The following is a 22,454-nucleotide window of genomic DNA, read 5'->3' as shown; positions in this document are numbered from 1 at the left end:
TTATAGCTCTCAAAGCCTGCTAAAACGGCAATATGGGGGCTATATTTTTGATTAAGTGAAGCGACACACAACTTTTCATTTTATAAAAATCCAATGAAATACGAACTATAAAGATGAAATTTCGTGTAATCGTTCGTGTATTGGTGTATAATTAGTTTAAATAAGAAAAAGGAAATGAACAATTTTGGGAAAGATAAAAAAGGTTGAAAACATCAAGGGGCACATGACAAAAGAGCAGCTTTCTCAACATAAAGACGCTGAAAAGGCATTAAAAAGATATCCAAAGTTAAATTTTGAACCACCTCAAGGAATGAAGAGGGAAGCTGTGGAGGAATGGAATAGAATTGTTCCTTTGCTGGCTGAAAATACTCCAGTAAGTGAGTTGGATAGAACCTTGATTGAAATTTATTGTAATGCTTTTGCCCAGTACAAGCTTTGCGAACAAGAAGTAAACCATGACGGTGTTGTAGTTACCTCTACTACTGGTACTAAGGTACGCAATCCATACATTATGGAAGAGCATGAGGCTATTAAGACAATTAAGGTAACGGCCACTGAATTAGGTTTGTCAGTAAATGCGAGAGCCAAGCTTGAATTGAATAATGCTAAAACCGATAAGCCAAGCGACCCGTTCGAGAGGGTGCTAAGTGGTGGATAGAACTAAAGAGTATTGCAACAAGATTCTATCAGGCGATATCTTAGCAGGCAAAAAAGTTAAGCAAGCTTGTCAACGTCACTTAAACGATCTTAAGCGACAACGAACAAAAAATTTTCCTTACTACTTTGATAATGAGATAGCTGAAAAAGCTATTAATTTTGTGGGAATGCTACCCACGACGGACGGCAAAGAATTACATCTTGAATTATTTCAGTGTTTTGTAATTGGTTCATTATATGGCTGGCGTGAAGATGATACAGGTTATAGGCGTTTTAATCGGGCGTTTATAAGTATTGCTAGAAAGAATGGTAAAAGTTTTCTAATCTCTGCAATTGGTGCGGTTGCTTTATTAATGGAAAGCGCACCAGCCCGTGGAAGACAAATCCTCTTTACTGCAAACTCTTCAAAACAAGCACATCTAGCCTTTGACCAATTGCAAAACGGACTAAAGCAGGTGGCAAGCAAGTCACCTTATATGCGTAGACGTTTAAAGATTCTTAATAGTGAAATTGATGATTTAGATAGTGATAGCAAGGCCGTACCACTGGCAACAGATACTTCCAGTTTAGACGGTTATAATCCAACGTTAGGAATTATTGATGAGTACCACAAAGCTAAGACACGGGCTGTTTATGACGTTTTGAAGAGTGGGACAATTCAACAACCTAATTCATTAATTGCCGTTATTTCTACCAGTGGTTTGGAGCTTAACAGTCCAATGCATGAAGATTATGAGTACTTAAGTAAAGTACTCGCTGGTAAAGAAAAGTCTGAACGCTATTTTGCTTTAATTTATGAACTTGATGAGGACAAAGAAGTATTTGACCAAGCTAATTGGATCAAGGCTAATCCATTGATGAGTAACAAGTTAATTGCTAAGACAATGACTGAACAAATTCAATCAGATCTTGATATAGCAATCAAACAAAACTCTTTAAATTCATTGCTGACTAAAAATTTCAACGTTTGGAAACAGGCAAGTGAAAATTCTTACATTGCTAGTGATGACTGGCAAGCTGGCGAGATTGAGAACAAACCAGATTTAAATAATCGTGATGTGTTTATAGGTGTGGATCTAAGTAAAAGTTCAGACCTTACCGCAGTTAGTTGGTTAGTTCCAATTGGTAACAGTAAATTCTATGTTGATTCGCATGCCTTTGTTGCCACTAAATATGGACTAGATCAAAAAATTAAAACAGATGGAATTGATTATCGTTCTTTAGAGGGATTAGGTGAGTGCGATATAACCAAACTCGATAGTGGTGTGATTGATTATGATCAGGTGTTTAACTATATTCGTGAAATGATTGGTAAATATAACTGGACTGTAAAAGGTATCTGTTATGATCCGTGGAGTTTTGACTATTTGCTACCTAAATTTGAAAGTTCAGGTTATCCATTGATTGAAATACGTCAAGGGCCAAAGACATTGAGTATTTCTACAAAACGATTTAAAGAAGAATTGTTTAAAGGCAATATTGTTCATACGGAAAATAAGTTACTAGCTTACAACGTGAATAATGCCATTTTAAAATATGATTCAAATAATAACCCCATGATTGATAAAGCAAGACACGCTAATCGAATTGATGAGATTGCTTCATTAATAAATGCTTATGTTGTGGGATATGAATACTACGATAAACAGGAAGGAGAGAAAGCAGACAATGAATATTATGAAAACTATTCATTCAATCTTTAATCTTCAAACTGTTCTGCTGGTTGTTGGTTTGTTGTTAATCGTGGTTGGCTTGTGGCTATGGCTAGGCTATCAGATTGGTTTGATTGTTTTAGGCGTTGCCATGGTAGTAATTGCATTATTGATTAACTACGAGAAAGGAGGTTAAACATGAGTTTTTTTATGGGAAGTAATAAGAGTGATATTGAACCAGACAAAGATACGGCATTTCTTGATGCACTTGTTTCTATGAGTAGTGATGATAGTTCTGTGTATGTAGGTGCAGGATCTTTAAGAAATGCAGATGTGTTTACTGCCATTCGAGTAATTGCATCTGATATTGCAAGCAATCCAATTCAAGGCAGTAACGATAAAACTGCTAAGCTTTTGAATGATAATCCTAATTCATTAATGAACGGATTTAATTTTAAGTTTGCGTTAGCCGTTAATTTACTTTTAAATGGCAATTCATTTGCTGAAATTATTAGAGATAATAACGGACGACCGACACAGCTTAATTTTATTAAGAACAGTCAAATGACTGTAAAACAGGACGATCAGAGCGGAATAGTTACCTATAACTATAAGCAAAACAGATTTAACTCGCGTCAGATTGCGCCTGTCAACATGCTACATTTTAAGTATTTCACACAAGATGGCATTGTGGGAGTTAGTCCGCTATATGCGTTGAAAGATCAGATCCAAGTACAAAAATCAGGCAATAGTTTGCTGAATAGCTTCTTTAAAAATGGAATTAATGGCACAAGCGTTTTAAAGGTTAATCAGTCTGATTTGAGTGAAGCTTCAAAAGAAAACTTACGAGCGCAATTTGAAAAAGCCAACAGTGGCAACAATGCCTTAAAAACTGTAGTGCTTGATTCTTCAATGGACTTGAGTAATTTAGAAGTGAATACGGACGTTCTGAAATTCATTAATTCCAATGACTGGAGTAGTCGGCAGATTGCAGAGGCTTTCGGTATTCCTATCGAAAGATTAGGCGTAGAAAATAGCCATTCAAGTAATGAACAAAGTAATATTCTTTACTTACAAAATTCACTATCAAATTATTTTGCAGTTTTTACTAGCGAGATTAACAGTAAACTGGCTGGCACGTACACATTTAACACGGATAAACTTTTCAGTGCAGACCCAGCAACTAACCAAGATTTAGCTTTAAAAGGCTTGCAAGGTGGTTTGCTAACGGTTAATGAAGCTCGTTCAAAAATTGGACTGGCACCCGTGGATAATGGCGATCAGATTTTATTTAATAAAAATTATGTTCCTATTGAGGACTTAAACAGTAATGAGGAGGTTACAAATTGAAAGAAAAAAGATTCACAACTAAAGCAGAGTTAAGAGCAGACGAACCAACAGACAATGAAACAGCTGATACGTCCACAGATAACACTGATACAGATACCAATGACAACGATAGCAAAGGTAAAACCTTAAGCGGTTATGCAGTCGTATTTAACAGCCCTAGCAAAGACTTAGGCGGCTTCACAGAGGTGGTTAGCCCTAAGGCATTTGACGGTGTGGACTTGAGTAACGTTTTAATGTTAGCTAACCATGATTACAGCCAAGTTTTAGCTAGCGTTAAGGCCGGTACTTTAAAGCTAGCGGTAGATGATAAAGGACTTCATTTTGACGCTACCTTGCCTAACACAAGCTTTGCTAATGACGTTTATGAAGAAGTATCAAGTGGCAATGTGGATAGTGCTAGTTTTAGCTTTGCAGTTGCACAAGATGGCGACACATTCACGAAAGACGATTCAGGCAACGTTACACGCACAATTAATAGTGTTAAGTCCCTGTTTGATGTGAGTGTGGTAGCAGTACCTGCTTACGATTCTACAAGTGTTGCAGTAGATTCACGTAGCTATGAAAAATTTATGAACCAAACAAAAGAGGAGAATACAAACATGGAAAAAACTATTATTGATAATACAAAAGAAAAAACAGAAACACGATCATTTGAGAACTATATCCGAAGTGAGGGCGAGCAACGGGACGGCTTAACAACCGAAGGCAACACTGCTGTTGTTCCTAGTGAAGTAGTTACGCCAATTTTTGAATATAAGCAAAATGACGCTAATTTAGGGCGCTTCGCAACTGTTAAGACTGTTTCAGCTCCATCAGGTGTTTATCCTATTTCTACTAACTCAAATGCTATTTTAGCAACTAAAGACGAGCTAGCTACTATTGCAGACGTTGACGCTGGCATTACTGGTGTTAATTTTAAGGTTGCAACACGAGCAGGCAAGATCTATTTATCTCAAGAAATTGTAGACGATTCAGAGGTACCAATCGTAAACGAAGTTCAGGCACAATTACAAAAGCTAGTTAATAACACTGATAACAGCAATATTGTGGCATTACTAAAGAAAGCTACCAAGTCAGCCATTACTAGTGTTGACGGAATCAAGAAAGCCTTTAACGTTGATTTAGACCCCGCTTTAAATAAGATTATTATTACCAACCAAGGCGGTTATAACTACCTTGACCAATTGAAGGATAGTGAAGGGCGTTACATGCTACAAACTGACCCCACAGCTCCTACAGGTTCTGCATTGTTAGGTGCTCCAATCGTGGTAGTACCAAGTACCTTATTACCAGATGAGACAGACGGCAGTTTTCCATTATTTGTGGGTGACTTGTCACAATACCTTGCAATCTTCAAACGTAACCAAGTAACTACTAACTGGCAACAATTTGACAGCTATTCACAAGGCTTGGCTGTAGTAGTCCGTAACTGCTACTCTGTTATTGATGATAAAGCCATGGTATATCTTGCCTTAGCACCAGCAAGCGCAGCTACACCAGCTAAATAATTTAATCAGGCGGGCAACCGCCTATACATATAATATAAATTTTATAAAAACAGGAAGTGATTTTTTTGAGTGTAACAGTTCAGGATATCGAAAGAAGTTTAAGAATTGATTTAACAGATGATGGTGCTTTAATTCAAACATATATAGATACAGCAGTAGCGTATATTCAAAACGCCGTGGACAGTACACATACAGTAGAGCAATTGGAAACATATCCACAGTTTAACTTTGCTGTGTCTCTATTGGTTCAATTTTGGTATAGCAATCGTGATACAGATATGAAAGAAACACCATACCAAGTGGTTTCTATGATCCAACAATTAAGAGGAAAGATAAATGACAATTAATGAAAATATGTCTATTAGATGATATAATATAGGTACAAATAAAAATTCTGTGGGAGAACGTTATTTGTAGGTCGGTTTACTGTGAGAGCAATCTTGACGGTAATTAATGCGATTGTAGACTAAAAATATAGGGTAGATCGTAACTAACAATAGTTGGTATCATCATTTCTGTATTTTTCGCTTTTAAGCGATATTTATTTTGCAACTTTGAAATGTTCATTTATTCCAATTTTAGGCTTCACCTTTAATTGATATTGGTGGTAGAGATACCACCACATACATAAAAAAATCCCACTAGATTCTAGCTAGTGGGTGCTTACCTCGGTCAGTATATTTTTAGGGGACAGTCAAAAGGATAGTCAAAAATTATCGTATGTGCTATAAACGCCTGTACATAGGCATTCTAAACTGATTATGATCAACCCTTCTTGGGTGCATAAAATAAAGTTCATGAGTTCTCATTTTTGAGAATTGCAATAATCCCTTTATGGTTGTCAGATGAAATAATATAATTCATCTGATTATCATGGAGGGATTTTTCTATGCCTAGATCTAAATATACAGCGGCTGAAAAATTAGCGATATTGACGGAATTTAAACAGTCAAACTTATCTTTAGGTAACTTTGCCAAACACAATAAGGTTGCAACCCAAACTGTGAAAGATTGGCAAGTAAAGTATCAAAGTGGCGGGACCGAAGAGCTTTCCGAAGCCCATCATAACAAGCATTACTCTAAGGAGTTAAAACGGGAAGCCATTAGTGATTTTTTGAATGGTGAAGGCACGTATCGTGAAATAGCTATAAAGTATGGATTACGATCAACGACTCAGATACTCAATTGGGTTTCCAGGTATAATAGGGATAAACAAATAACGGCCTCGCCGTTTAGAAAGCAGGTCCCTATTATGAGTCGTAAAACCAACTTTAAGGAACGTATTGAGGTTGTCGAATATGTGACAAGACACAAACATAGTTATGCTGAAGCAGCCGAACATTTCGCTGTTTCTTATCAGCAAGCACGCTCATGGGTACTTAAAACAAAACAAGCTGGCTATGAAGCTCTGATTGATAATCGTGGACATCATAAACAACTAAGTGAACTAACTGATTTAGAAAAAGCTAATTTGCGAATCCGACAACTAGAATCAGAGTTGAAAGATAAAGAACTTATGGAAGCCTTCATAAAAAAATTTCAAGAAATTCAGCGCAGGGAGTGAATAAACAGCATCGACTGGCATATCAGGCCATAAGTGAAGTCAGTCAGGGGAAACAAGGAGCGGTCACCAAACTACTTAAAGTTGTCGGCGTAAGCCGTCAAGCTTATTACAAAGGAATTAATCGCCAAATAACATCTTGGGAAAGACAAGATAAAGTACTTAAGGAGCGTGTCCAATACTGGTTTGATTTTCATTTTCAAGGAATAGGAGCTGGGAATCTTCTTACTAACCTAGAAAAAGATAACCAAGTCACTTTTGCTGTGACACTTAAACAAGTGAAACGAATTATGCGTGAACTCGGATTACGCTGTGAAATCAAGGTTAAGAAACATAATCGGGTTAAACAGTCTGATCAATATATCCTGGATAACACTTTAAATCAAAGCTTCAAAGTTACGGCACCTAATCAAGTTTGGTTATCAGACTCAACTGAATTAACCTACGGTGTAAATGGTGAGCACAAGGTACGTTTAAGTGGTGTCTTAGATTTATACGGGCGAAAACTGTTAGCCTACAATCTAAGCCTGACGGAGACTAGTGCAGCCGAAATTCAAGTATTTCAGCGAGCTTTCAATCAATTTAGTAATGCTCATCCATTAATTCACACAGATCGAGGATCTGCTTATACTTCTGGAGCTTTCAATAATTATTTGGCTCGTTATAACGTGACACGTAGCATGTCAAGACCAGGCACTCCATACGACAACGCTCCGATGGAACGTTGGTGGAATGAATTTAAACTTCGTTGGATGGCTCGCCATCCGTTGGCAAAAACTTATGAAGAACTAGTAAAACTTGTAGAAGATGGAATATATTATTTTAACCACCATAACCGTTCAGCAATAAGAAATGGCCTCACTCCAGATGAATACTGGAATGAAGCCATTTAGAAACAAACTTAAATTTATATTATTTCATCTGTCAACTTGACAGGGCCTAGTGCAAATCCATGGACTTTTTTGTTTAATCAGATGATACACAATGGGCGTTTAGATAATGTATTCAATAACCAAGCCTGCTTTAAAAGCCAAAGCATCAAGGATGGCGAGCTACTAAGGATTAAATTCTGTATTAATTAACCCGGTGTGCTAAAATGATACTGTATTATTAAGTGTATCAAAAATGAACGCACAAAACTGAGGAACAACTAATATGAAGAGAAAAGATCGGATTTACCAATATATTGTCGAAAAAACAACTCCGGATGAAACAAATCAGTTAACCGGTGCAGAAACTTTTACTACAGAACAAGTGGCTGATGAGTTAGATTTGATCCGCTCCAATGTCAGCAAAGAATTGAATCAACTGGTCCGTGAAGAAAAACTAACTAAATTGGCGGGACGACCAGTTCGTTATTGTCGTCGCGGCGCAGCTCAAGAGCCCGAAAAAGAAGTAATTACATCACCACTTTCGGCAGGCAAACGCCGTATTCATAGTGGCTTAGAGCACACTGAAAAACCAAAAAAATCAGCAGGTATCAGTGATGTTTTTGAGCACATGATTGGGAATAGCTCTAGTATGCGTAATCAGATTGAACAGGCCAAGGCTGCAATTTTGTATCCACCACGTGGCTTGAATACCCTCGTGATTGGCCCGACCGGATCTGGTAAAACATACTTTGCTAATGCCATGTTTCAGTTTGCTCAAAATCAGGATTTAATAAAAAAAGACGATCAACTAATTACCTTTAATTGTGCGGATTATTCGCATAATCCAGAGCTGTTAATGTCACATTTGTTTGGGTACGTAAAGGGTGCTTTCACGGGTGCAGACGAAGAGAAAGATGGGCTGATTCAAGAGGCTGATAACGGGATGCTATTTTTGGATGAAGTGCATCGGTTACCTCCCGAAGGCCAAGAAATGATCTTTTATTTCATGGACCACGGCACCTACAGCAAATTGGGTGAGACTTCTAAGATTCACCATGCTAATGTGCGTTTAGTTTGTGCAACAACGGAAGATCCAGAAAGTTCTCTATTAAAAACTTTCGTTCGCCGAATTCCGATTACCATCCAATTACCTGCATTTAATAAACGGAGTGCAAAAGAACGAGTTGAATTGTTAAAGGTGCTGTTAAGCCTTGAAGCCAATCGGACTCACAAGCAAATTACGCTAACAGAAGATGTTGTCCAGTCGCTTTTAGGTAGTGTGACTTACGGAAACGTTGGTCAGTTGAAATCAAACATCCAACTGGTTTGCGCACGTGGTTTTTTAAATAGCATTGAAAACGAAAACGAAATTGTGATTACAGTGGATGACTTGCCACCGAATATTAAGGATGGGTTAGTTCATCTTGCGGCTAATCGTCGTGATTCAGGCGAAATTTCTAAGTTATTAGAGCCTTACATGACCATTCAGCCGGATTCTGATACCCACGTGTTAACGAACCGAAATGATAGTTATGAATTGCCATATAATCTGTATGAAATTATTGGTGATAAGGCGACTTTGCTTCGTCAGCAAGGATTAGACCAAGAGCATATCAATCATTTCATTACGACTGATATTAATCTTCATTTAAAAACTTTTTCGCCAGATGAAGATGATACACGCGGTGAGTCAAAACTTGCAGAAATTGTGAATCAAGATATCATTGATTTCACCAAGGAAACGCAAGTTAAAATCGAAAAAATCTTAGACTATAATTTTCGCGATAATTTCTTGTATGCTATGAGTTTGCATATTAGTTCCTTCATTAAAAGAATTCAGTCTGGGAAACCAATGCGAACAATGAGTCGTGATTTGATTGCCATGGTGGAAGAGTATCCTGACGAGATGAAGGTGGCACAAAAAATTAAGGCCCAGTTGGAAAATCGTTATAATGTGCCGATTCCTGAATCTGAAAGCTATTATTTAGCAATCTTGCTTGTTTCACTAAAAGTGGCACCAACCTCTGGGAAAGTTGGTATTGTGGTGGCCGCACATGGAAGCAGCACGGCGACATCCATGGTTCAGGTTGTGTCTCAATTACTATCTGATAACACCATTCAATCGTTTGATATGCCTCTAGACATGAATCCTAAAACGGCTTATAAGGATATTGTGGAGTGTGTTAATCGTGCTGATGAAGGTAATGGCGTTTTACTACTTGTTGATATGGGATCGTTAAGTACTTTTGGCACCAAGATTACGGAAGAAACGCATATCCCGGTTAAGACCATTGATATGGTCACAACGGCGATGGTCTTGGAGGCAGCTCGAAAGGCTTCCTTTATTGAAACGGATTTAGCAGCTATTTATTCAGAGCTCCGCGAATTCCGTGGCTATTCTCGTGTGAATGCCAGTACGAAAAAAGAAGAATTGCCGAATAGTTCAAAGGAAACAAATTCAACGTCAGTCCGTCCAAAGGCAATTGTGGCAATTTGTTCAACAGGTGAAGGAACGGCCAAGAAAATTCAATCGATGTTGGACCAATTATTAGTGGAAAACTTAATTGAAGATATTAAGGTAATTCCAATATCTTTAGTTAATATGGATGAACATATCCACAGCCTCCAAACGGAGTATCAAATTATTGCGACAACTGGTGTTACGCATCCTGGCATTCAAGTGCCATTCATGCCCCTACAAAATCTTTTGGAAGGTGGCGGCGAACGGTTCCTTGATAAAGTGTTAGAGCGCGATTCCCTCAGTTCTTTTGATAGCCATCAGGATATGAAACTAACCAAAGAAGTTTGTGCACAATACTTGGATGAATTTTATACTTTTATTAATCCACATAAAATTACCGATGTTTTATGGCAGTACATTGATCAACTTCAGGCTGATACAAATAAAAAATTCAGCGAACCGTTCAAAATTAATCTCATCATGCATATCGCAGGAGCCATCGAACGCTCGTTGACGAATGGTGAAATATCGGCCAGCGATGCAGAATTAAAAGAGATGGTCAATTCTAAGTGGTATTCAGCAGTGAAGGCAGTGGATGATATGTATCTTCACCGAATTAGAATTGAATTACCACCAGAAGAAGTTTATTACATTGTGAAACTCCTTGAAAGCTGGCAAGTTAAAGATGAAACGGTCAGTTTAACTAACTAAATACACAAAATTGATTCACAAATAACACACAAAGCTGATACACAACACTGTATCAGCTTTGTGTGTTATTTTAAAACGCTTTAAAGTAGGCGTTTTCATTTAGTGTACTTTGGCACGGTTTTTGCTTATATATAAGTGAGTGCAAAAAAGATGGTCTTGTACTTGTAAGGATCAAATTTCGTTACAGGCGATTGAGAAATTATTTGTTTATTTTTATTTACTGTAACAATCATAATAGGAGGTATAGAAATGGTAGGGATTATCATTGCTAGTCATGGTGAATTCGCTAACGGAATCTTGCAATCCGGATCAATGATCTTTGGAGATCAAGAAGACGTAAAAGCTGTTACATTAAAGCCCAGCGAAGGACCTGACGACATTAAAGGAAAATTGGAAGCAGCTGTTGCTACTTTCAAGAACCAAGATGAGGTGTTGTTCTTAGTTGATCTTTGGGGCGGAACACCATTTAATCAAGTTAATAACTTGTTTGAAGCTCACAAAGACAAATGGGCGATTGTTGCCGGTTTGAACTTACCAATGTTGATTGAGGCATATTCTTCAAGAATGTCTATGGATAGTGCACGTGATATCGCGGCTCATATCCAAGAGACTGCCATTGAAGGTGTTAAGGTTCGACCAGAGGAATTACAGGTCAAAGAAGCATCTGCAAAACCTGCAAATACAGGGGCTGCTGCTGGTAAGCCTGGAAAGCTTGAATATGTTTTGGCGCGAATTGATTCACGTTTACTACATGGACAAGTTGCAACTGGTTGGTCAAAAGCTACTAATCCAACTCGAATTATTGTTGTTTCTGACAGTGTTGCCAAAGATGAGTTACGGACAACCATGATCAAACAGGCTGCTCCTTCAGGTGTGAAGGCACATGTTGTGCCAATCGATCAGATGATCAAGTTATCTAAGGATGACAAGCATTTCGGTGGTCAACGAGCATTATTGCTTTTTGAAACACCACAAGATGCCCTTAGAGCCGTTGAAGGTGGCGTTCCACTGAAGACTATCAACGTAGGTTCTATGTCACATTCAGTTGGTAAAGTTCAACCTAACAAGGTTTTAGCTTTTGATCAAAAAGATATTGATACATTTGCTAAATTGAAGGCTGATGGAATTACATTCGATGTTCGTAAAGTCCCAACCGACTCAAAAGACAATATGGATGAAATTCTTAAAAAAGCAGAGACTCAGTTACAAAAACAAGAATAATTTAAAATAAAGAAAACGGAGGATTAATCGTTATGAATTTAAACGCTATTCAGATGATTTTAGTCGTTCTCATTGCGTTCTTAGCTGGTATGGAAGGTATCTTGGATCAATTCCAATTTCACCAACCAGTTATCTCATGTACGTTGATCGGCTTAGTTACTGGAAATTTGATGCCATGCTTAATTTTAGGTGGTACGTTACAAATGATCGCTTTAGGCTGGGCTAACGTTGGAGCTGCTGTTGCACCCGATGCTGCTTTAGCTGGTGTTGCTTCTGCAATTATTTTAGTTTTAGGTGGCCAAGGTAGAGCAGGAGTTGCTTCTGCGATTGCCATTGCTGTACCTTTAGCTGTTGCTGGATTGTTACTTACAATTCTTGTTCGGACAATTTCAACTATGATTGTTCATATTATGGATAGAGCTGCTGAAGAAGGTAGTTTTGCTAAGTTAGACATGTGGCAATGGATTGATATCTGTTTACAAGGTATCCGTATTGCTATCCCTGCAGCATTAATCTTAGCTGTTGGTGCTACTCCTGTTCGTGCATTATTGAACGCAATGCCTTCATGGTTAACCGGTGGTCTTTCCATTGGTGGTGGTATGGTTGTTGCCGTTGGATATGCAATGGTTATCAACATGATGGCAACTGCTGAAGTATGGCCATTCTTTGCCATTGGTTTTGTAATGGCAACAATTCCATCATTAACTTTGATTGGTTTAGGTGCAATTGGTGTTTCATTCGCCTTAATTTACTTGAACTTATCAAGTAACAGTGGCAGTGGATCAAGTAATGATACGGGAGCCAATAATTCTGGTGACCCACTCGGCGATGTCATAGACAACTATTAATGAAGGGAGCAAACAAAAAATGGCAGATACAAAATTGAAATTAACAAAAAGAGATCGTGTTTCCGTTTGGTGGCGTTCAACTTTCCTTCAAGGTTCTTGGAACTATGAACGTATGCAAAATGGTGGTTGGGCTTATTCTTTAGTCCCAGCTCTTAAAAGATTATATAAAACAAAAGAAGATCGTGCAGAAGCTCTGAAACGGCATTTAGTGTTCTTTAACACTCATCCTTACTTAGCCTCTCCAATTCTCGGGGTTACAATGGCCCTTGAAGAAGATCGTGCTAATGGTGCACCAATTGATGATGTAGCTATTCAAGGTGTTAAAGTTGGTATGATGGGTCCTTTGGCTGGTGTTGGTGATCCAGTGTTCTGGTTTACTGTTCGTCCAATTTTAGGTGCTTTGGGTGCTTCATTAGCCATGAGTGGTAATATCATGGGACCAATCATCTTCTTTATTGCTTGGAATATTATTCGAATGGCATTTACTTGGTATACACAAGAATTTGGTTATAAAGCCGGTTCTGCAATTTCAAAAGATATGTCTGGCGGTTTACTACAAAAAGTTACTAAAGGTGCTTCAATTCTAGGTATGTTTATCTTAGGAGCCTTAATTAACCGTTGGGTTGTTGTTAAGTTCACCCCAGTTGTTTCAAAAGTTGAACAAGCTAAGGGTGCCTTCATTGATTGGGCTCATCTTCCAAAGGGTGCTGCTGGGATCAAAGAAGCTTTGACACAACAGGCTGCTGGTTTATCTTTGGATAAATATAAAGTGACAACTTTACAAGATAACTTGGATCAATTGATTCCAGGTTTAGCAGGATTACTTCTTACATTATTCTGTATGTGGTTACTTAAGAAGGGTGTTTCACCAATCGTTATTATCTTTGGTTTATTCTTCGTTGGTATCATCTTACATGTCTTACACGTTATGTAATAAGTATAGAATTAGTCTGGGATTTAGTTCCCGGGCTTTTTTTATTAATTAGGTAGATTAATAAGATGGTGACTAACTTTGCCCAAATGATAAAGTCGCCGTATAATGGCAGTAATAACAAGAGAATGGAGTTGAGCAAATGGTTGAATCTATCAATACAAAAGTTGATCTAGTGATGAAGGGAACTTCATATATCGGACTAGGCAGTTATGGACAAATTATGATTGGTGATAAAGGGTTTGAATTTTATAGTGCCCGAAATGTTAAGGATTATGTTCAGATTCCTTGGACTGAAGTTAGCTATGTGGTGGCTTCGGTTATTTTTAAAGGTAAATGGATTCCTCGTTTTGCTATCAAGACAAAATCAAACGGGACCTATTCTTTTGCCGCTCGGGATGCCAAAAAAACTTTACGAGCAATTCGAGTCTATGTTGAGCCTAAAAACATGGTACGTTCTTTAACGTTCTTTCAAGTTATCACACGGGGTTCAAGTAATATCTTTAAGAAGATTAAGAACAAAGTTGGGGGACACAGGCAGACTAAGTCAAAATAGCTAAAGGAAAGTAATAGTCAATGAATGAAACAAAGAACACAAAAATTGATTTAAAAGTTTCTGCGGATTTATTTGTGGGGGCTAATCAACGTGGAAAAATTGTGATTGGTGATAAAGGATTTGAATTTATTAACAACCAAAAAAATCGAAACTTTGTTTTTATACCCTGGAATGAAATTAGCCATGTTGTGGCATCGCGGGGCATTCGAAAGGGTAAGATTGTGCGTTTCTCTGTTCAAACTAATCGAAATATTGGGTATGTATTCACAACCAAGGATCCTCAAAAGGTTTTAAAGGCTATGCGAAGCTACCTAGATGCCAAACAATTAGTCTATGAAAAAGATATGTTCGATCGGCTTCGTCATAGTTTTACAGATCTTCTAAAAAAGTAATAACTTAGCTTCAAAGGAGGAGTAACAGTAATGATTGCATACGTTGTAGCGAGCCACGGAGATTTTGCTAAGAGTATTATGAAGTCATCTTGGGAAATATTTGGTAAGCAAGAAAAGGTTGTGCCAGTAACCTTGGAACCTGATGAAGATCCCAAGAAATTATTGAATGACTATCAAGTTGCTTTGAGTAGTTTTGATCCAAGCGATCAGGTTATATTTTTAGTTGATTTGTTTGGCGGTACGCCATTTAATGTGGCCGGTCAAATTGTGGCAAAACACGCGAATCAAATGGGCCTGATTACTGGTTTAAATTTAGCAATGTTAAGTGAGGCTTACGTGGTGCGTGAGCAATCATTGAGTGATGCAATTTCTCGTCTAGAAGAAAGTGCCAAATCTGGTGTTCGCCATTTGCAATTGCCAGAAGATGAGGGAGACGAGTAGTTTTGACAATGAAGATTTGTTTGGCAAGGGTTGATAGTCGTTTACTTCATGGTCAAATTGCAACCGGATGGGCTAAAAGTGTTAAACCGAATCGAATATTAGTGGTGTCAGACAGTGTGGCCAATGATGAATTGCGAAAGATGCTGATTGTTCAAGCCGCACCGCTTGGGGTCAATACCAACGTTTTAACAATTGATAAAATGCTTCGAATTTATGCAGATGATCGTTTCGATGCCTTCAAGGTCCTTTTGTTAACCGAAACCGTGCAAGATATGTTGAGACTTGTGCATGGTGGGATGGATTTCAAAGAGCTAGGAATTGATATTGGCAGTCTGGCTTTTTCTGAAGGAATGACGATGCTCAACGATTCAATTGCGGTTGGACCAGAAGAAATTAGCACGATTCGTTCTTTACATGATGCGGGGTTACAGGTGTTTGCACAAAAGATTCCAAATGATGGTAAAAAAGACATGATCACGATGTTAGCAAAAAATAAGTTATAAAACTTAATATAGAACTAAAGAATAGAATGATTTAGTTGGCGAACGCTGACCAAATTAAGTCCATACTTTAGTTCTATTTTTTATACTAGAAAAAGGAATATTTCAACAAAAAGAGTTAAAGTTTTGATTAGAAATAAGGTTAAATTACCCAATCACAGAAAAAATTGTTAAAATAAAGAAAACAGTTGTAACCGAGGAACGGAAAATGACGGTAAACATCAAAATTGCGGCTACGGGTCACTATGTACCGGAGCGCATTGTCGATAATTTTGAGTTAAGTAAAATCATGGATACAAATGATGACTGGATCCAATCACATACCGGGATCAAGACACGTCATTTTGCGATGAATGATGAAAACACCTCAGATTTATGTGCGGAAGTTGGCAAACAACTTTTAACTAAGAGTGGTGTCCAAGCTGATGAAATTGACCTAATCTTAGTCTCTACTATCACCCCAGACAGCTTAACGCCCGCGACGGCCTGCATTGTGCAAGATAAACTAGGTGCTAAAAATGCCTTTGCCATGGATATTTCCGCTGCGTGTGCGGGGTTTGTATTTGGTTTGAGTACTGCAGAGAAGTTTTTACGGTCTGGACGGTATCATAAAGCTTTAGTCATTAGTGGCGAAACTAATTCTAAGATGATGGATTTTAAGGATCGAACCTCCGCTGTGTTTTTTGGAGACGGGGCTGGTGGCGCCTTACTAGAAACAACAGATGATGCGCGTGAAGAATTTTTTATTGATGAGAAATTGCAATCAATGGGGAGCGCGAATCAAACGATTCATAGTGGTAGAATTCAGCCGATTCAAACAATCTCGGCAGACAATTATCCAAAAACAGATGCATTTTATCAGGATGGCCGATCAGTTTTTGCTTTTGCTACAGAAACGGTTCCTACACAAATGAAGCAAATTTTAGAAAATAACCAATTAAATGCGCAAACCATTGATACGGTTATTTGTCATCAAGCCAATCTTCGGATTATTGAAAAAATTAGTGAGACACTGATGATTCCGATTGAAAAGTTTCCGGTAAATGTCACGCATTATGGGAATACCTCATCAGCTGGAATTCCGATGGCGCTAGACGAACTGGCAAGGGTTAAAGGCCAGCCTAAAAAAGTGTTGTTAACTGGTTTTGGTGCTGGTTTAGACTATGCTAGTATGCTAATTAACTTCTAGGAGGTTACTTAATTTGAATTTAGAAGATATCAATAAATTATTAGATAAACTAGATCAAATGAACTTCAGTGAAGTAGAGATCGAAATCGACCAAACTAAAATTCATGTAAAAAAAGTAATGAATGAAACTTCTTCAGAGCCAACGCCTAACCATACAAGCCAAGAAGCGAAATCTGCTAATTTGGTAATCAGCAGCCCGATGGTAGGCGTTGTTCATTTGGAAAAACAATTAAAAGTTGGGCAGAAAGTTGCAGCAGGCGACGTGGTTGCTCAGATTGAAAGCATGAAATTGTTTAATGATGTAACTAGTCCTCAATCAGGCGTGATTAGTGAACTCCATGTAAAAAATGGAGATCCAGTTGAGTATCATCAATCCTTAATCACGTTAAAAGGTACTCAAAATGTTTAGGAAAGTTTTAATTGCTAACCGGGGCGAAATTGCCGTACGGATTATTAGCGCTTGTCAGAAACTAGGAATTGCGACGGTTGCCGTGTATTCAGAGGCTGATCGAGAAGCGTTATTTGTGCAACAAGCGGATGAAGCTGTCTGTATTGGTCCAGCAAATGCGATGGATTCTTACCTTAATCGAGAGGCAATTTTAATGGCTGGCGTTAATACCAATGCTGATGCAGTGCATCCTGGCTATGGATTTTTGTCTGAAGATGACTTGTTTGCCAAAATGTGTGCGGAATGTGGGATAACCTGGATTGGTCCACAACCTGCTTTGATTCATGATTTTTCTGATAAAACCAATTCGCGCACACTTGCTGAGAAATGTGGATTACCGATTATTCCGGGCTCAGGAATGATCACAAGTGAGCCCCAACTGTATGCCAAGGCCAATGCGCTAGGGTATCCAGTTTTATTGAAGGCCAGTCATGGCGGCGGCGGCAAAGGCATCCGGCTTGTTCACTCTGCAAAAGAACTTTTTGATAAGTATCAGCTTGTCAAAGAGGAGGCAGGGGCGTCTTTTTTGGACGGGGCTATTTATTTGGAGCGCGCGTTTGAAGATGCTCGGCACATGGAAGTGCAAGTGCTGGGGATGCCCGATCAATTACTGATTTTAGGTGATCGTGACTGTAGCTTGCAGAAAAATCGGCAAAAAATTATTGAAGAGAGTAATGCGCAAATTTTAACGAAAGCGGAACGAACCATCTTGTATAAGCTGGTGCACCAATTGTTGGATAAATCCCATTACCAAAGCTTGGGAACCGTTGAGTTTTTATTTGTGCACCACCAATTTTATTTTTTAGAAATGAATACACGTTTGCAAGTGGAACATGGCGTTACAGAGGAAACGAGTGGGATTGACATTGTGCAGGCCCAAATTCAGGTGGCGGCAGGTAAAAAGCTATCCATTCAGCAAGTCGAGTTTACAGGACATGCAATTGAATGCCGCTTAAATTCTGAAAATGAGGCGTCTCATCATCAGTTTGAGACAGGCCAGCTTACGCAATTTAAGCTGCCATCAGGAGTGCGTGTGGATACAGGCCTCCAAAAAGGTGATGTGATTACGCCATTTTATGATCGGCTGTTGGCAAAGATAATCGTATCTGGTAAAACGCGTGAGGCAGCAATTGAAAAAATGAAGACTGCTTTAAAACAAGTTGAAGTTACAGGAGTTGGCACTAATTTAAAGCAATTAAAGCAATTAATTAACAGTAGTCAATTTGCCGAGAATCACTATCACATTCATTCTGTAGGGAAACTAATGGAGGAACAATCACATGAGTCATATGCCTGAAAAGAATAGTTGGCAAGCTTGCCGGCATTGTGGAGAACATGTGCACGAACTTCAGTGGTATCCAAATTATCTATGCCCCTTTTGTGGTTACTTGCAGCGATTGACTAGTGTCCAGCGGTTAAAAATTACAATTGATCCTGATAGCTGGCAAGCGTTTGAAAACGTTGAAGTTAGTACTAATTTTTTAGATTTCCCCGGTTACTCGGAGAAATTAAAAAAAGCCCGAGCTACCAGTGGCACAGAAGAAGCAATTAAAGCGGGCACTGCTAAGATTGGTGGTTTTTCAACGGTTCTGGCTGTGATGGATAGCCATTTCATGCTGGGAACCTTAAACACTACGGTGGGAGCTGTAATTAAACAGGCAATGGCTGAGGCGGTTACGCGGCATTTACCACTGATTTTTTTCATTACTTCAGGTGGGGCCCGGATGCAAGAAGGAATTTTTTCATTGTTGCAGATGAACACGATCTTGAATCAGTGGACAAAATTGGCAGATAGTAAAAATCTGGTTGTGAATATCTTGACGGATCCGACCATGGGTGGCGCCTCGGCTAGTTTTGGATTTGAAGCAGATTATGTTTTGGCTGAAGATCACGCTCAAATTGGGTTTGCTGGAAAAGGCGTGATTGCCCAAACAACCCACGAGCAACTTTCTGATACGTTTCAAACGGCTGAAGATTTACTGGTTCATGGGTTAGTTGATCAAGTTGTCCAGCGAGAAAATATGCGCAATCAACTAATTAATTTGTTGCGACTTCATTCTGGAGGTAACCATGAGTGAGAAAACTTTAGAAGAAAGAATTAAGTTAGTGCGTTCGCCTAAACGATTAACCTCCCAACAACTTATCAGTCAGTTAGTGACACACTTTTTTGAGGTTCATGGTGATCGGCAACTAGGAGATGATCCAGCGGTGACGGCCGGCGTCGGATTATTTCATCATCATCCAGTTACGATTATTGGGATCAATCGGGGAACTAATATTCAACAACGACGCGAATTCAATGGTGGGGCAGTCCGTGTAACTGGCTATCGCAAAGCCTTACGAGTAATTGAAGCTGCCGAAAAGTTTGATCGGCCAGTTATTAGTTTCATTAATATGCCTGGGGCAGACGCCAGTGTCTTTTCTGAACAGCATGGGCAAAGTGAAGCGATTGCTGATTTGATCTTAAAAATGGGGCAGTTAAAGGTCGTTAATGTGGCACTATTTTTAGGTGAGGGACATAGCGGTGGTGCTTTAGCATTTAGCAATGCGAATGCTATTTTGATGTTAGAAAATGCGTTATTTTCAGTGGCTTCCCCAGAGGCGGTTCAGGCTATTTTAAAAAACCACGATGACACCCGTGAGGCTAGCGAATTTTTACCAATGATGGCTCAACAACTTAAAAAAATTGGACTGGTGGATGATATAATCGATGAAACGCCAACCAACGCACTGGTTCAACGAATTGATGATGAATTGGTAGCCACCTTACAATCTTTTGAAGGTTTAAATGCGGACCAACTAAAAAAACAGCGGCAAACTAAATTTGAACATGTGCTAAAACTGAATTAAATGTAAAGAAAAAGGATTTGGAATTTTTCCAAATCCTTTTTCTATTAATAAGGCGCCGTTTGCGTAGTGACATCTGAACTAGATGCATACGTCGATGAGTCGTAATTATAAGTGGTAGCGGCACTGCTACTTGTTGTTTGATCAGTAGATGAGCTAGTTGTGCTGGAGCTTTCTTCGCTTTCTTTAAGCGTGGTTGTCGCAGCTAAGCCCAGTTCTTTACGGATTTTATTTGACACGCGGCGGCGTTCTGACATTGAGGCTACTTGATAGGATAACCCGTCAATCATTTCGCTTTCGCCTTTCAAAGTAGTTGATTTTATATGATGGGAAGCATTCTTATAACTAAAACGAAGTGCCAACATATCATTGAACGTTAGGTTGGTCTTCATATTTTTCTTTACAGAATTTAAAATAGTTTGGAACCTAGTTACTGAAGAAATGGAAAGAGCTTTTTTAACAATTGCTAAAATTACTTGGCGTTGGCGTTTTTGTCTACCATAGTCGCCATCGGGATCATCGTAGCGCATGCGTGAGTATGAGAGAGCCTCTTTACCAGTCAAATGGGTTTTGACGCCTTTTTTAACATTAGCTGAGCCATACTTAAAAGTTAATGGTGGAGTGACATCGACGCCACCAACAGATTTTACGAGATCTTCTAAACCGCCCATGTTCATCACGACATAAAAATCAACAGGAACATCGAGGAGGTTTTGGACAGTTTTTATGGACTGTGTGGCGCCTCCAATTGCGTAGGCGGAGTTTATTTTTTCTGTTGTCCCTTTGATAGTCACCTCTGTATCGCGCGGAATACTAGTCATGTAAGTGGTTTTCTTTTGAGCATTTAGGGATGCAACGATCATCGTGTCACTCAAACCAGTTGTTTTTCGGCCTAATGCACCAGTGTCCGTACCTAAAATTAAAATATTTAAAGGTTTTTTATTCTTAATAACTTTGGCCACATTCCGGGCGGTAGGCGTTTTTGCCTTTTGATAAGATTGGTTAATTGTTTTTTGGGCACTCAGGTACATGGTGTAAGCTTTGATACCACCACCGATTAATAAAAGTAATACAACGATGGCTGCCCCCCACCAAATTTTTTTGGATGATTTTTTTGTGCTTTTCATGTGTTTTTCTTTTTTCTCGCTCACTAACGTAGTCCTCTTTTCAGTTAATTTCGATTGTAATAATGTGTGCGTTTTCATAATGATTACACCATATTTACCAGGCTTTTTGTGAAAATGGTCTATGAAAATATGCTATACTGTAATCATTGTTTCGGTATTTTAACATCATACACCACTTGAAGAAGGGATAATATCACAATTTTTTTACATAGTATCCAAGGTGTTGTGATCATCATTGTCATGATCGCCATTGGCTACATTCTATCCTGGCGAAAATGGTTTGATGAAGGGTCATCACGACTCATCGCCAAACTAGTGACGCAAATTGCATTGCCAGCCTATATGGTTAGTACGATTACTCATGATTTTACTGCAAAAACACTATTAAGTACACTTCCAGATTTACGGTTTCCAGTTTTGTCTATGTTGATTCTATTTGCATTATCTATGGTGTTAGTACGGGTACTGCGAATTAAGGAGCAGCATAAGGGATTGTTTGAATCGATGTTTTTAAATTCAAACACAGTTTTTATTGGTCTACCCGTTAATATGGCTTTGTTTGGGACTAGTAGTCTTCCATATGTGTTGGTTTATTACATGGCCAACACCACAATCTTTTGGACACTGGGTGTCTGGCTTATTCAGCGAGACGGTACCCAAGCTCATCAATTTAATTTAAAAACGACGCTCGGAAAAATTTTTTCACCGCCATTACTTGGTTTTATCGTGGGCGTTTTTTTAGTGCTTTTTCACATTCAATTGCCGCAGTTTATTTTATCGGATTGTCAATATATTGGTGGGTTAACGATCCCGCTTTCCATGTTCTTCATTGGAATTGCGATTCAACGAGCAGGAATTAAAAATATGACGTTGAATCGTGAAAGCTTGGGGGTCTTGTCCGGTCGGTTTATTTTTGCGCCGTTACTGATGACAATTCTTGTGTTGCCGATGCCAGTTCCAGTTCTAATGAAGCAAGTGTTTATTTTGCAGTCAGCGATGCCAGTGATGACAAATGCGCCTGTGGTAGCCAAGTTATATCAAGCAGATGAGCGCTATGCCGCTATTATGGTGACAGAAACGACCCTGTTAAGTTTAATAATTATTCCATTATTAATGATGTTTGTTAAATCAGGATTAATTAAATAAAAAAAGAGGCCTCGAAAGCTGCGGGATAGTCCGATT

At 38.7% G+C, this 22,454-nt stretch carries 23 protein-coding genes; 22 read left to right on the top strand and 1 reads right to left on the bottom strand.

The features are described from left to right. Window positions 1-184 precede the first annotated feature (184 nt). From PI20285_RS07455 to accA, 21 genes are all read left to right on the top strand, one after another. Entirely contained in the window at window positions 185-658 is a 474-nt protein-coding gene (locus PI20285_RS07455; protein WP_057773522.1) for a phage terminase small subunit P27 family, read from the top strand. Next, window positions 651-2,360 carry a terminase large subunit gene (locus PI20285_RS07450; RefSeq protein ID WP_057773574.1) on the top strand — a complete coding sequence of 570 codons (1,710 nt, stop codon included), beginning with the start codon at window positions 651-653 and terminating at the stop codon, window positions 2,358-2,360. Before PI20285_RS07455 ends, PI20285_RS07450 begins: the two co-directional genes overlap by 8 nt. Then, entirely contained in the window at window positions 2,335-2,505 is a 171-nt protein-coding gene (locus PI20285_RS07445) for a hypothetical protein (protein ID WP_245080555.1), read from the top strand. Before PI20285_RS07450 ends, PI20285_RS07445 begins: the two co-directional genes overlap by 26 nt. 2 nt (window positions 2,506-2,507) lie before the next feature. Beyond that, complete coding sequence (locus PI20285_RS07440) at window positions 2,508-3,659, top strand: phage portal protein (protein ID WP_057773518.1); 1,152 nt, start codon at window positions 2,508-2,510, stop codon at window positions 3,657-3,659. Next, window positions 3,656-5,167 (top strand): phage major capsid protein, encoded by a 1,512-nt coding sequence (locus tag PI20285_RS07435; RefSeq protein ID WP_057773516.1) that lies wholly within the window; start codon window positions 3,656-3,658, stop codon window positions 5,165-5,167. Before PI20285_RS07440 ends, PI20285_RS07435 begins: the two co-directional genes overlap by 4 nt. 65 nt (window positions 5,168-5,232) lie before the next feature. Beyond that, window positions 5,233-5,514 carry a head-tail connector protein gene (locus tag PI20285_RS07430; RefSeq protein WP_057773514.1) on the top strand — a complete coding sequence of 94 codons (282 nt, stop codon included), beginning with the start codon at window positions 5,233-5,235 and terminating at the stop codon, window positions 5,512-5,514. A 542-nt stretch (window positions 5,515-6,056) separates the two neighbouring features. Further along, window positions 6,057-6,731, top strand: coding sequence for a helix-turn-helix domain-containing protein (locus tag PI20285_RS07425; protein WP_057775631.1), 675 nt, complete (start codon window positions 6,057-6,059; stop codon window positions 6,729-6,731). Next, on the top strand, window positions 6,728-7,621 hold the full coding sequence (locus PI20285_RS07420) for an IS3 family transposase (protein ID WP_063696711.1): 894 nt from the start codon (window positions 6,728-6,730) through the stop codon (window positions 7,619-7,621). Before PI20285_RS07425 ends, PI20285_RS07420 begins: the two co-directional genes overlap by 4 nt. Window positions 7,622-7,883: 262 nt before the next feature. After that, window positions 7,884-10,772 carry a sigma-54-dependent transcriptional regulator gene (locus PI20285_RS07415; RefSeq protein ID WP_057773892.1) on the top strand — a complete coding sequence of 963 codons (2,889 nt, stop codon included), beginning with the start codon at window positions 7,884-7,886 and terminating at the stop codon, window positions 10,770-10,772. Window positions 10,773-11,021: 249 nt separating this feature from the next. Continuing rightward, window positions 11,022-11,993, top strand: a complete 972-nt coding sequence (locus PI20285_RS07410; protein ID WP_057773890.1) for a mannose/fructose/sorbose PTS transporter subunit IIA — start codon at window positions 11,022-11,024, stop codon at window positions 11,991-11,993. 32 nt (window positions 11,994-12,025) lie between these two features. Then, window positions 12,026-12,841 carry a PTS mannose/fructose/sorbose transporter subunit IIC gene (locus tag PI20285_RS07405; protein ID WP_057773889.1) on the top strand — a complete coding sequence of 272 codons (816 nt, stop codon included), beginning with the start codon at window positions 12,026-12,028 and terminating at the stop codon, window positions 12,839-12,841. A gap of 19 nt (window positions 12,842-12,860) precedes the next feature. Continuing rightward, window positions 12,861-13,775, top strand: a complete 915-nt coding sequence (locus PI20285_RS07400; protein ID WP_057773888.1) for a PTS system mannose/fructose/sorbose family transporter subunit IID — start codon at window positions 12,861-12,863, stop codon at window positions 13,773-13,775. 139 nt (window positions 13,776-13,914) lie between these two features. After that, window positions 13,915-14,328 carry a DUF956 family protein gene (locus PI20285_RS07395; RefSeq protein ID WP_057773887.1) on the top strand — a complete coding sequence of 138 codons (414 nt, stop codon included), beginning with the start codon at window positions 13,915-13,917 and terminating at the stop codon, window positions 14,326-14,328. 20 nt (window positions 14,329-14,348) lie between these two features. Then, complete coding sequence (locus PI20285_RS07390; RefSeq protein WP_057773885.1) at window positions 14,349-14,720, top strand: DUF956 family protein; 372 nt, start codon at window positions 14,349-14,351, stop codon at window positions 14,718-14,720. Window positions 14,721-14,750: 30 nt separating this feature from the next. Beyond that, complete coding sequence (locus PI20285_RS07385) at window positions 14,751-15,161, top strand: PTS sugar transporter subunit IIA (protein WP_057773883.1); 411 nt, start codon at window positions 14,751-14,753, stop codon at window positions 15,159-15,161. Window positions 15,162-15,163: 2 nt separating this feature from the next. After that, window positions 15,164-15,664 carry a PTS sugar transporter subunit IIB gene (locus PI20285_RS07380; RefSeq protein WP_057773881.1) on the top strand — a complete coding sequence of 167 codons (501 nt, stop codon included), beginning with the start codon at window positions 15,164-15,166 and terminating at the stop codon, window positions 15,662-15,664. Between the two features lie 205 nt (window positions 15,665-15,869). Further along, entirely contained in the window at window positions 15,870-16,850 is a 981-nt protein-coding gene (locus PI20285_RS07375; RefSeq protein ID WP_057773879.1) for a beta-ketoacyl-ACP synthase III, read from the top strand. Window positions 16,851-16,863: 13 nt separating this feature from the next. Beyond that, window positions 16,864-17,259, top strand: a complete 396-nt coding sequence (locus PI20285_RS11850) for an acetyl-CoA carboxylase biotin carboxyl carrier protein (RefSeq protein WP_057773875.1) — start codon at window positions 16,864-16,866, stop codon at window positions 17,257-17,259. Continuing rightward, window positions 17,252-18,595 (top strand): acetyl-CoA carboxylase biotin carboxylase subunit, encoded by a 1,344-nt coding sequence (locus tag PI20285_RS07365; protein ID WP_057773873.1) that lies wholly within the window; start codon window positions 17,252-17,254, stop codon window positions 18,593-18,595. Before PI20285_RS11850 ends, PI20285_RS07365 begins: the two co-directional genes overlap by 8 nt. Continuing rightward, window positions 18,579-19,376, top strand: a complete 798-nt coding sequence (locus PI20285_RS07360) for an acetyl-CoA carboxylase carboxyltransferase subunit beta (protein ID WP_057773871.1) — start codon at window positions 18,579-18,581, stop codon at window positions 19,374-19,376. Before PI20285_RS07365 ends, PI20285_RS07360 begins: the two co-directional genes overlap by 17 nt. Next, on the top strand, window positions 19,369-20,148 hold the full coding sequence (gene accA / locus PI20285_RS07355; protein ID WP_057773869.1) for a carboxyltransferase subunit alpha: 780 nt from the start codon (window positions 19,369-19,371) through the stop codon (window positions 20,146-20,148). The genes PI20285_RS07360 and accA overlap by 8 nt, the downstream gene beginning before the upstream one ends. A 44-nt stretch (window positions 20,149-20,192) precedes the next feature. On the opposite strand, the gene PI20285_RS07350 is transcribed toward accA, so the two are convergent. Beyond that, on the bottom strand, window positions 20,193-21,272 hold the full coding sequence (locus tag PI20285_RS07350) for an LCP family glycopolymer transferase (protein ID WP_105782263.1): 1,080 nt from the start codon (window positions 21,270-21,272) through the stop codon (window positions 20,193-20,195). A gap of 192 nt (window positions 21,273-21,464) precedes the next feature. Here PI20285_RS07350 and PI20285_RS07345 point away from each other — a divergent pair, with 192 nt between their 5' ends. Continuing rightward, entirely contained in the window at window positions 21,465-22,418 is a 954-nt protein-coding gene (locus PI20285_RS07345; RefSeq protein WP_057773866.1) for an AEC family transporter, read from the top strand. Window positions 22,419-22,454: the final 36 nt, after the last annotated feature.

This window comes from Pediococcus inopinatus (genome assembly GCF_002982135.1).
GTDB classification, from domain to species: domain Bacteria; phylum Bacillota; class Bacilli; order Lactobacillales; family Lactobacillaceae; genus Pediococcus; species Pediococcus inopinatus.
Note: the sequence above shows the minus strand (reverse complement) of the source record. Positions and strands in the feature narration are given on the sequence as shown.